Origin of the sequence: Thioclava sp. (assembly GCF_048263065.1) — a bacterium.
GTDB lineage: Bacteria > Pseudomonadota > Alphaproteobacteria > Rhodobacterales > Rhodobacteraceae > Thioclava.
Genome location: NZ_JBLXEM010000025.1, coordinates 25,880 through 34,640, shown reverse-complemented (window position 1 = coordinate 34,640; position 8,761 = coordinate 25,880). Strand labels below are relative to the sequence as shown.

Genomic DNA, 8,761 nt, shown 5'->3' with positions numbered 1-8,761 from the left:
TCCGGCGTAGCTCAGCGGTAGAGCAGTTGACTGTTAATCAATTGGTCGTAGGTTCGATCCCTACCGCCGGAGCCAATAACTCTAAGTAAATCATAGATTTACGCGTCACCTCGTAACGGTGAAAATAGGGTGTTTGGTATTAGTAGGCAGATAGTAGGCAACTAAGCCTCATTTTCCTTGCACGTTGCATTGACCCTCGGTCTTGCTGATTTATCAAGCGATGACCAAAACTGCGCGATGACGAGTAATGAGCGTCTGCTGACAAAGCAATTTCAATGGCGAACCAAGTCAAGTGCTCTTCACCACGACCCTTTTGCCCCCCATACAGCCGCTTTGAGACCATGATGATGGATTGCGGGCGGGATTCCCGTTGTTGTCGCTCACAGCGCCTTTAACGTCTTATAGCTGAGGATTGCGGAAGGTGTGGTCCGCCAACTTCTGGGCGGGATGCAGATATGTTGCCAAATCCAACCCGTCACCGCGCCAGAATTTATACACGTTTGTCTACGTCGAACTCTGAAATGAGGAAATCGACCGTCGCTTCGTCGCGCAGCTTGCAGACGATGTTTTGATTGGCAAATCCGCCCTTGAACCACTTTGCTTGGTTAGTCTCGACTGTTTTTCGCCATTCGATCTCGACCGCGTGCTCTGCATGTTCCGCTGGTTCGCCAACCCTCTTTAACCGGGGTTCGGCAAGTGGCTGATCGAAGAGGAGACCGTCCGCTGTCATGAACTCAGAGGCGGGAATCACCTCGCTGGTGGCAATCCCGTAACCGATATAGCCGCTGCCCTTGTTGTAGACGAAAACCTCATCGCCTACGTTCAATTGCTGCAAGCGCTTTGTGTAAAACTCACCGCCCCCCGCAGAGATGAACCCATAGCGCCGCATATCAGCCCATGATCGGTGCTCTCCCAGCCCAGCATTAACGAAGAAATAGCCAGACCATGGGGCGCGGACCTTGCGCTCGGATCGCTCTTCAACCGCCTCCTTATCCAACAAGAAATCGGTCGTCAGCCATTCGCGCCCCTCTGCCTCGAAGACATTGAAGAAGACCGTGTTGATCGCCACCCCATGCTCTTCGGAGAGATACTCGACGATACGGCGTGATGCCGGGTCAAGCTCGCTGGCGACGATCAGCATGGAGTGGCTGGCATTCAGCCGTTCCGGAATGCCCTCGCCGAACCGTTCCCGAAAGGCCGTGACCAGCCGGGTGCCCAGGTACCTTTCGGCGCGTTCATAAATCTCGGGTGTCGTCAGGGTGCGGACCCACGAGGCATAATCGAGCACCTGCGCCACGATCTCGCGCGGGGTGCGGTCCTTCTTCAATTCGATGATGATCAGCCCGCCTGTGGCATCCATCGCCAAAAGGTCGATGAACTTGCCATGGTCGGTGGGCACCTGCTGCCCGATAATCAGGGCATCCAGACCAAGGAGCGCAGGGTCGGCGGCGACCCAATCCTCAATCATGCTTTCCTTAGCTAGGGCGCGGCGCTGTGCGGGGCGCAGCTTGCCGTCGGTGATGGCGTAAAGCGATGTCATGCGGCTTACTCCATTTCGTTCGGGAAGGTCGCAACCAGCGCCTCGTGGAGCAACTGCATTTCGTCGTATTGGGGCTGGCCAGCCATTGTCGCGATCTCGAAGTCGCGGCAATAGGCGATATCAGCGCCTGATAGGTAATCCGCATGCACAAGGTTCGCCCTGACTTCATCGGCATAATCTGGATATGGCCGCAGATCAGGGTCCGCGCTGTCACCTTGCAAGAACGCGGTGTAAAGCTCGACGATGACGGGCCGCATATGCACTTCTATATTGCGGACTTCTTTCATCATTTCGGCGATCTCGACGTCGATGGTTGCTTGGTCATTGAAAAAAACGTTACCGGTAGGGTGGGCGATCTTGTTGCGGCGCTTCACGAACTTGGCAAACTCGCCCACCTGCTGGTTCGTGCAACCGATCAGTTTCAGAAACCGGAAAATCTGGCTTTCCTTGAGCCGGTCGTAGAACTTGAAGGGGCTTTCGCAGTCCAGCAGGCTTCCCTCTTCGTCCGAGCGGAAGCCGACCATGGCCATGGCAAACTGCTCGGGTCGGGCCAACCTGATCTGCCATATCGAGAAGCTGACAAAGCTCATGTAGAGCAGATGAAAGGCTAGGCTGGCGAACTCGTATCGCTCGGTCTCGTAGTTCGTTTGGAAGGCTGACCATAGAAAATCGAGATACGCTTGTTCACTGGCGTTCGCCAAGGATTGAGGAAGATAGGTTCCGAGTTCCAGAGCTTCATCCATCAGGCGACCCTCAGCTCGCTGTCACGTTTATGGTGGGCGATCACCCAATGGGCCCAAGCCCGCACAAACGGTAGAAAATCGCTCTCGCGCACTGTTACTAACCGATAGGTTTCGGCGGCGGCCCGCTGCTCGTCGTTTTCTTCATACCTAGACAGAAAAGCGATGTGCTGGACACGCGTGCCCTCAGTTTCAACCCCACTTTCGTCCAGATAGATGATGTTCCCATGAGCCAGAGCATTCCGCAGCACCCGGAACACATCGCCCACACTCCGCCGCTGAATCGTATTTTCCTCAACAGAAAAAGACGGATTTCCACCCTCGCCCGGCCAATCCCGAGCCTCATTCGGATCTCCCATGATCCGCGAAAAGCGCCACTCGCCCAGACCATTGCCAGCCCAGAAATCAGCCGCCTGCCATTTTTGCTTTTCTAGTTTCTTGATTTCGGCCTGAAGATCGCCGCCGTGTTCTTGCTTTAGGGGATGTCTGTTGTTGGCGCGTTCCCACGGGACAAGAAGAATGGAAGAAGCCAGCATGACCGAGAATGTCACGAAAAGGTCGCGGTCTTTGGCGATAGGTTCGAAGGTTTCCAGCAATTGCAGGCAGCGTGCTGGGTATTCAGTGGCGAAGCGGTTCGGAATCAATCTGTTTCCTCCTTTGCTTCGCCCCAGACGTTGGCAATGGCACCTGAAATATCATCTTGGAGACGAGCTATTTCCAACTTCGCAATCTCTATTTTCTGTTGATAGCCCTCGACCTCGGCCACAATCTCACGCTGCACATCAAGCGGCGGCAGGGGGATGCGATGCTCTTGGTAGACGTCGGTTCTGCTCAGTCCAGGTATTCCCGCTCCACCGCGCAGAGCAGGAAGGTTTAGCGCACGGAGTACGTGATAGACATAACGCAAATCGGCGGTTTCTTGGTTCGTGAGCTTAACGAAATAAGTTGTGTCGATGGGGAAAAAATCTTCGTTGACCCACGTCACTTCCCCGGCTGATCCCTTGCGCCCGACGACAATTCCCGGCCCTTTCACAAGGAACTCATTGTGCGAACCGGACACACCATTTGAACCCATCACGGGATAGGGGCCATCAGTTCGTGCGGCTTGTGGCAGGCTTTTACCATACTCCAGCGTGCAGACTTCATTGAACGGAACTAATGGGAAAACTGAAAGTTTCTCAGTCTTCTTTACGTAGCGTTCGCCGCTAAGGTTGTAATCCCCGCCCTCCGCCACCCGTGCCCGCTCAACCGCGCTGCCAAGGTTACTTTCCAACGCCTCTCCGCCGCCCGCCCGCGCGGCTTGCAACCATGTCTCAAGTTCGGACTTCACCAAAGCAAGTTGTGACCCCGGCTGCGCTTTGCGCTGTGCGCCCAGTGCAAAACCGTCATTCTCGATCTTGAAAAAGGCGAGGTGCTTGCTCGCCTTAGCCACTGCTCGGTCGAGGATCAGGATCGAGGTCTTGACTCCGGAATAGGGGTTGAACACGCCAGCAGGCAGCGAGATGACAGCGGCGAGGTAGTTTTCCACCAGCATCTTGCGGAGGGCCACGTAGGCGCTTTGGCTTTGGAAGATGATGCCCTCGGGCACGACAATCGCCGCGCGGCCTTTGGGTGTCAGGTGTTCGGCGATATAATCGACAAACAGCACTTCGCTGCGTTTGGATTGCACCTGGAAACGGGTGTGCGGTTTGATCCCGCCTTTGGGCGACATGAAGGGCGGGTTGGCAAGGATGACATCGGCCATCTCTGTCCATTTTGCCTCAGATGTCAGTGTGTCGTATTCCTCGATCTTGGGATCGGCGAAGCCGTGCAAATAGAGGTTCACGAGGCTTAGCCGAACCATATCGGGCGAAATGTCATAGCCGTAAATGTTGCGGGCAAGGCGTTCGCGGTCGGGTTGGGTCAGTTGATCACCCGGATAACGCAGCGGGCTTTCCAGCGCCTGCTCGGCAGCATCCCCGCCTTCTGACAAAGATGACACGATGGGCGCGGTGGTCGAGTTCTGTTTTAGGATGTGCTTGTAGGCCGAAATCAGAAAGCCTGCCGTGCCACAGGCCGGGTCCATGATGGTCTCGGTCTTCTTCGGGTCGATGATCTCAACCATGAAGTCGATAATGTGGCGGGGCGTTCGGAATTGGCCCGCGTCGCCTTGGCTGCCCAGAACCGAAAGCAGGTACTCAAACGCATCGCCCAGCCGTTCACTGTGGTCATAGGTGAAGCTGTTGATCTCGCGCAGGAAGGAGCGGAGGGTTTCGGGATCTCGGTAAGGTAGATAAGCGTTGCGGAAGATGTCACGAAAAAGCTTGGGCAGGCCGTCGTTCTCGACCATCTTGGTCAACGCTTCGGAATAGGTGTTGAGCATGTCCTGCCCCGACACGCCGGGGGCCACGAGCTTGGCCCAACGGTAGCGTTCATAGTCCTTAGTAAAGAAGCGGCGCTGTCCGCCCAGTTCCTCGGCCTCAAGGTCCATGTCGTCCATGAATTTGTAGATCAGCGCAACGGTGATCTGTTCAACCTGACTTTTCGGATCGGGCACCTTACCCACGAGAATATCGCGGCAGGTGTCGATGCGGCGTTTGGTGTCAGTGTCTAACATGGGAGTCTTTCGTCAAAGGAAGGGGTTCAGGGACACGTAGTCCTTGATGTATTCGGGGATGCGCTTGCGCCACGGGGCGGGCACGTCTCTGAAGTCGCGGGTGGAAAAACCGGGGTTTACGTTCAGATCGGCCAAATGGCCAGCGTCGATCTTGGCGCGAACATGGGCATCGCGGATGTAAGCCTCGAAGAAATAGCGCATTTCCCGGATGCGGTCGGCTTCCTCGGGCTGCTGGTCCGTCAGGAATTTTTGGAATTCGTCCTCGATCAGCTCGGCTTTGCTTTTGAAGCCGGGGATGAATCCGAAAGCCTTTTCAACTAGCTCGCGCACAGAGATGCGGCGATCCACCCCTGCCGCACGGCGCAGCTTTTCGAGGGTGTAGAACTCGTTTGGTTTGTCAAAAATTTCTTCGATGACGTGGCGGGTCGCGGCCTCCCAATTCTGGGCGGCGACCAAATCCGACAGCGTTGCATCGGCACGGGCGGCGTCTTCGAACTTGCCGAACAACTCGCGATCGATCCGCATCCCATTCTTGCCGATCTGGCGCTCGATCTGGCTGACCACATCATCGGGGTCGAAATGTTCGTAGGTACCAACGCCGCCCGTGGCAGTCGCTTGCCCATTCCCCCCGTCGCCGCCCGTGGACAAAGGCATGGTCGGCGGTGCGGGAAGGTTGATCTCTTCGTCGTAATCGAAGCTCTCTTCGAAATACTCGCAGTTGGCGAAGAAATCGAACAGACGGAACGCGGTCTTTTTGACCTCACCACGCGCGGCTTTCTGGGCCGGATCGAACATTTCTTCGGCAAAGTTGTGCTTACGGGTGCCCCGACCTTTGATCTGCACGAAGTCGGAAGGTGAGAAGATCGGACGCATCAGCGCAAGGTTCAGGATGTCCGGCGCATCATAACCCGTGGTCATCATGCCCACCGTGACGCAGACCCGCGCCTTGCTGGTCCGATAGTTTTCGACAAAACCGCTGTGACCGCCGAGATTGTTGTTCGCGAAGTTCACTGTCATCTTTTGGGCGTCGGAAACGTGGCTCGTCACTTGCATTGCGAAATCAGAATTGTAGCGCCCCGGCCAAAGCCGATCCGCCAAGGCATTCAGGATTTGGGCGATCTTTGCCGCGTGGTTCTGACTTACAGCGAAGGCGAGCGTCTTCCCGAACTCGCCCGATATCGGGTCGCGCAATCCGTGCTGCAAGAGGGTTTCGCAAAAGGCGAGGTTGGTCCCTTCCGCAAAGAACTTCTTCTCAAAATCACGCCCCGCAAATACATCTTCTAGCTCGTTGCCTTCGTCATCGGTCGTTTTGACAACGAAGCCCTGATCGGACAGAAGCTGGGTGGTCACACCTGTTCGTGCGTCAACCACATAGGGATTGATTAAGAACCCATCTCTGACGCCGTCAATCAGGGAATAACGATACGTCGGTTCACCCGTAGTACAGCCGAAGGTCTTGTAGGTATCCAGCATCATGCGCCGCTCTGTCTCGCGCGGATCCCGCTCACTTGTGCCGCTATTGGATTGCCTAAGGTAGTCCTTCGGTGTTGCGGTCAGGCCCAGCTTGTACCCGATGAAGTATTCAAAGACCGCGCGAGCATTCCCCCCGATGGATCGATGCGCTTCATCTGAAATGACCAGATCGAAATCGGTCGGGGCGAATAAGCGACGAAATTTATCGTTGAACAAAAGCGATTGCACAGTCGTCACCACGATGTCGGCCTTGCGCCAGTCGTCCCGCTGTTCCTTGTATATGACCGAAGTGAAATCATTTTTGAGATAAGCTTTGAACGCTTTGTCTGCCTGAACTTCCAACTCGAGGCGGTCCACCAAGAACAATACCCGTTTCGCGTTTCCGGTTTTTAGAAAAAGCTTAATAAGCGCGGCAGATGTCAGCGTCTTTCCGGTCCCAGTTGCCATTTCAAATAAGAAGCGCGTAGAGCCCTTGGCGGCATCCTCCTGCACTCGCTGGATTGCCCGCTGTTGATAGGACCGGAGAAACCTCAGCTTGTTCGCTTCAATAAATTGGGAGCGTTCAGCTCCGACCTTCCAACTGGCCTCTTGCGGATAGGAGGGCATTTGAGTCAGCGCGATATAATCAAGGCCTACTTGTTCGCCTGCAAGCCGATCTGCATCCGGGGTAAAGGCGTAGTGATTTCCAATTTCCTTAGGGCTTGGAAACTTTGAAATTACTACTGGATTGCCTTGTTCTAGATCCCAAAGATAGTGGATGTTGCCATTGCTCAGAATGACAAAACGGGCGTTCTGGGATCGCGCGTACTTCCGTGCCTGTTCTTTGGCTGAAAGCGGGTTCTTATCTTCTGATTTAGCTTCCAGAATAACCAGAGGCTTGCCGCAACCATCAAGCAGAAGGAAATCGATAAACCCGTCTTTACACTGTTCGAGATCATCGCCCAGGGCGTCGAGATCGCGTTGCGAAATCTTCACATTGGGTTCTAACACGATGTTCGCTGGACCGTTCAGGTCATCAAAGAAGCGCCATCCCGCGCCTTCAAGGAGGCGATTGATCTTGATCCTAGCCGTCGCTTCCTTGCTCGCCAAACCTGCCCCAACCCAATAATTCAATAACCCAGGCAGTCTATTCGGAAGCGATGTGAAACTTCCAGTGGAAAGCTATGGCTTTCTTGAGTTTTCTCCGGTGGAACAACGGGTTTCTGGCGGCATTTAGAAAGTGCTAAGAACCCCGTAGCATTGCCGACGCAACATCTCGTCATCCCGCACATAGCGACTCAGCATCGTCCCGAAGGCGTCGCCTGTCTGCGCCCGCACCCTGAAAGGTTGCCACCCCAGCCTTGATGGCGCTGGTGGCGAGGCCCGCCCGCAGGCTATGCGTACTGGCGCCTTCGGAACGTACTCCGTGAGATTCTGAGACAGTTGGGACCAAAGTAGTCCATATGCGACGCGCTGAGAATTGAACAACACGAGCGATCCGGTAACCTGACATCACCATCCTATGTTACCCCGGTCATTCCATGGACAGAAGCTCCACGCGCGTCCGGCTGATACTCAGATCGTACTCGGTGCGAACAACATAGGTGTTCGTGACATACCCACCGAATCCGTTGCGCGCGCGAACCGTACCTATGACCATAAAGCGGCACTCTCCCAATCGTGAAACGCTGTGAGGCTCAAGCGGAAACACGGCGCTGTCAGGGTCGTTCAGCAACTTCTCGACATGTGATTGAGCGGTCGCGGCTGCCCAACTAGATGCACGATCCGTGTTGTCGCAATACCGCTCGCGGGCAGGAGGACCTTCCCATCGAACAATTGCAACAATTCCAACGATAATTAGTAGCAGCACCAAACCCGCTGGCCAATTATCTTTCAGCTTGTCCAGTTCACTACGAGCCGCCTCCCAGTCTTTCCTGTAACTCTCACGCATTCTCTCATGAAAACTTTGCTTCTTCGACATTCTACCCTTCGTCCTTCCGTTACGTTTTGATCAAGGAAATGACCGAATTGGTCTGCATCATAAGAGCAAATCGTTCGTAGCACGCAAGGCTATAACCGAACAAAACGTTCCTATGGAAGCGTTCAGTAAGAATCTCAAAATCCGGGCCGACGAACTCGGGATATCCAATGCAGAGGCGGCGCGCAGAAGCGGGCTGAGCGAGCGGCGCTATGCGCACTACGTGAGTGGTGATCGCGAGCCTGACCTTGCCACGCTCGTTAGGATTTCTAGTGCACTCGCTACGACACCAAACACGTTGCTTGGGTTGGAAGACATGCCCAAGACTACCCCGCAGGACTTGGTGATTCAGCGCATTCACTCTGCGGCAATGGGCGTCTCCGCCCGAGCTCTTGAAATTGTTGCTGTTCAGGTGGAAGCGCTTTCCGGAAAGCGAATGTAGCGGAAACTGCCCG

At 55.0% G+C, this 8,761-nt stretch carries 7 protein-coding genes and 1 tRNA gene; 2 read left to right on the top strand and 6 right to left on the bottom strand.

Annotation, left to right across the window (positions count from 1 at the left end):
* Positions 1-75 (top strand) — tRNA-Asn (locus ACN0SD_RS17480).
* Positions 76-490: 415 nt separating this feature from the next.
* On the opposite strand, the gene ACN0SD_RS17475 is transcribed toward ACN0SD_RS17480, so the two are convergent.
* From ACN0SD_RS17475 to ACN0SD_RS17450, 6 genes are all read right to left on the bottom strand, one after another.
* Positions 491-1,468, bottom strand: coding sequence for a nuclease (locus tag ACN0SD_RS17475; protein ID WP_417809500.1), 978 nt, complete (start codon positions 1,466-1,468; stop codon positions 491-493).
* 77 nt (positions 1,469-1,545) lie between these two features.
* The gene (locus tag ACN0SD_RS17470; RefSeq protein WP_417809499.1) at positions 1,546-2,283 is read right to left on the bottom strand and encodes a hypothetical protein; all 738 of its coding nucleotides are present in this window, start codon (positions 2,281-2,283) and stop codon (positions 1,546-1,548) included.
* Positions 2,283-2,924, bottom strand: coding sequence for a hypothetical protein (locus ACN0SD_RS17465; protein WP_417809498.1), 642 nt, complete (start codon positions 2,922-2,924; stop codon positions 2,283-2,285). The genes ACN0SD_RS17470 and ACN0SD_RS17465 overlap by 1 nt, the downstream gene beginning before the upstream one ends.
* The gene (locus ACN0SD_RS17460) at positions 2,921-4,876 is read right to left on the bottom strand and encodes an N-6 DNA methylase (RefSeq protein ID WP_417809497.1); all 1,956 of its coding nucleotides are present in this window, start codon (positions 4,874-4,876) and stop codon (positions 2,921-2,923) included. The genes ACN0SD_RS17465 and ACN0SD_RS17460 overlap by 4 nt, the downstream gene beginning before the upstream one ends.
* Positions 4,877-4,888: 12 nt before the next feature.
* Entirely contained in the window at positions 4,889-7,438 is a 2,550-nt protein-coding gene (locus tag ACN0SD_RS17455; RefSeq protein ID WP_417809496.1) for a DEAD/DEAH box helicase family protein, read from the bottom strand.
* Between the two features lie 424 nt (positions 7,439-7,862).
* Positions 7,863-8,309, bottom strand: coding sequence for a hypothetical protein (locus ACN0SD_RS17450; protein WP_417809495.1), 447 nt, complete (start codon positions 8,307-8,309; stop codon positions 7,863-7,865).
* A 112-nt stretch (positions 8,310-8,421) separates the two neighbouring features.
* Here ACN0SD_RS17450 and ACN0SD_RS17445 point away from each other — a divergent pair, with 112 nt between their 5' ends.
* Positions 8,422-8,748, top strand: a complete 327-nt coding sequence (locus ACN0SD_RS17445) for a helix-turn-helix domain-containing protein (protein ID WP_417809494.1) — start codon at positions 8,422-8,424, stop codon at positions 8,746-8,748.
* Positions 8,749-8,761 lie beyond the last annotated feature (13 nt).

Bases quoted from the DNA above. Each gene is read 5' to 3' on its own strand.
- ACN0SD_RS17470 (WP_417809499.1), bottom strand. From the start codon at position 2,283: ATGGATGAAGCTCTGGAACTCGGAACCTATCTTCCTCAATCCTTGGCG.
- ACN0SD_RS17445 (WP_417809494.1), top strand. From the start codon at position 8,422: ATGGAAGCGTTCAGTAAGAATCTCAAAATCCGGGCCGACGAACTCGGG.
- ACN0SD_RS17460 (WP_417809497.1), bottom strand. From the start codon at position 4,876: ATGTTAGACACTGACACCAAACGCCGCATCGACACCTGCCGCGATATT.
- ACN0SD_RS17475 (WP_417809500.1), bottom strand. From the start codon at position 1,468: ATGATTGAGGATTGGGTCGCCGCCGACCCTGCGCTCCTTGGTCTGGAT.
- ACN0SD_RS17450 (WP_417809495.1), bottom strand. From the start codon at position 8,309: ATGTCGAAGAAGCAAAGTTTTCATGAGAGAATGCGTGAGAGTTACAGG.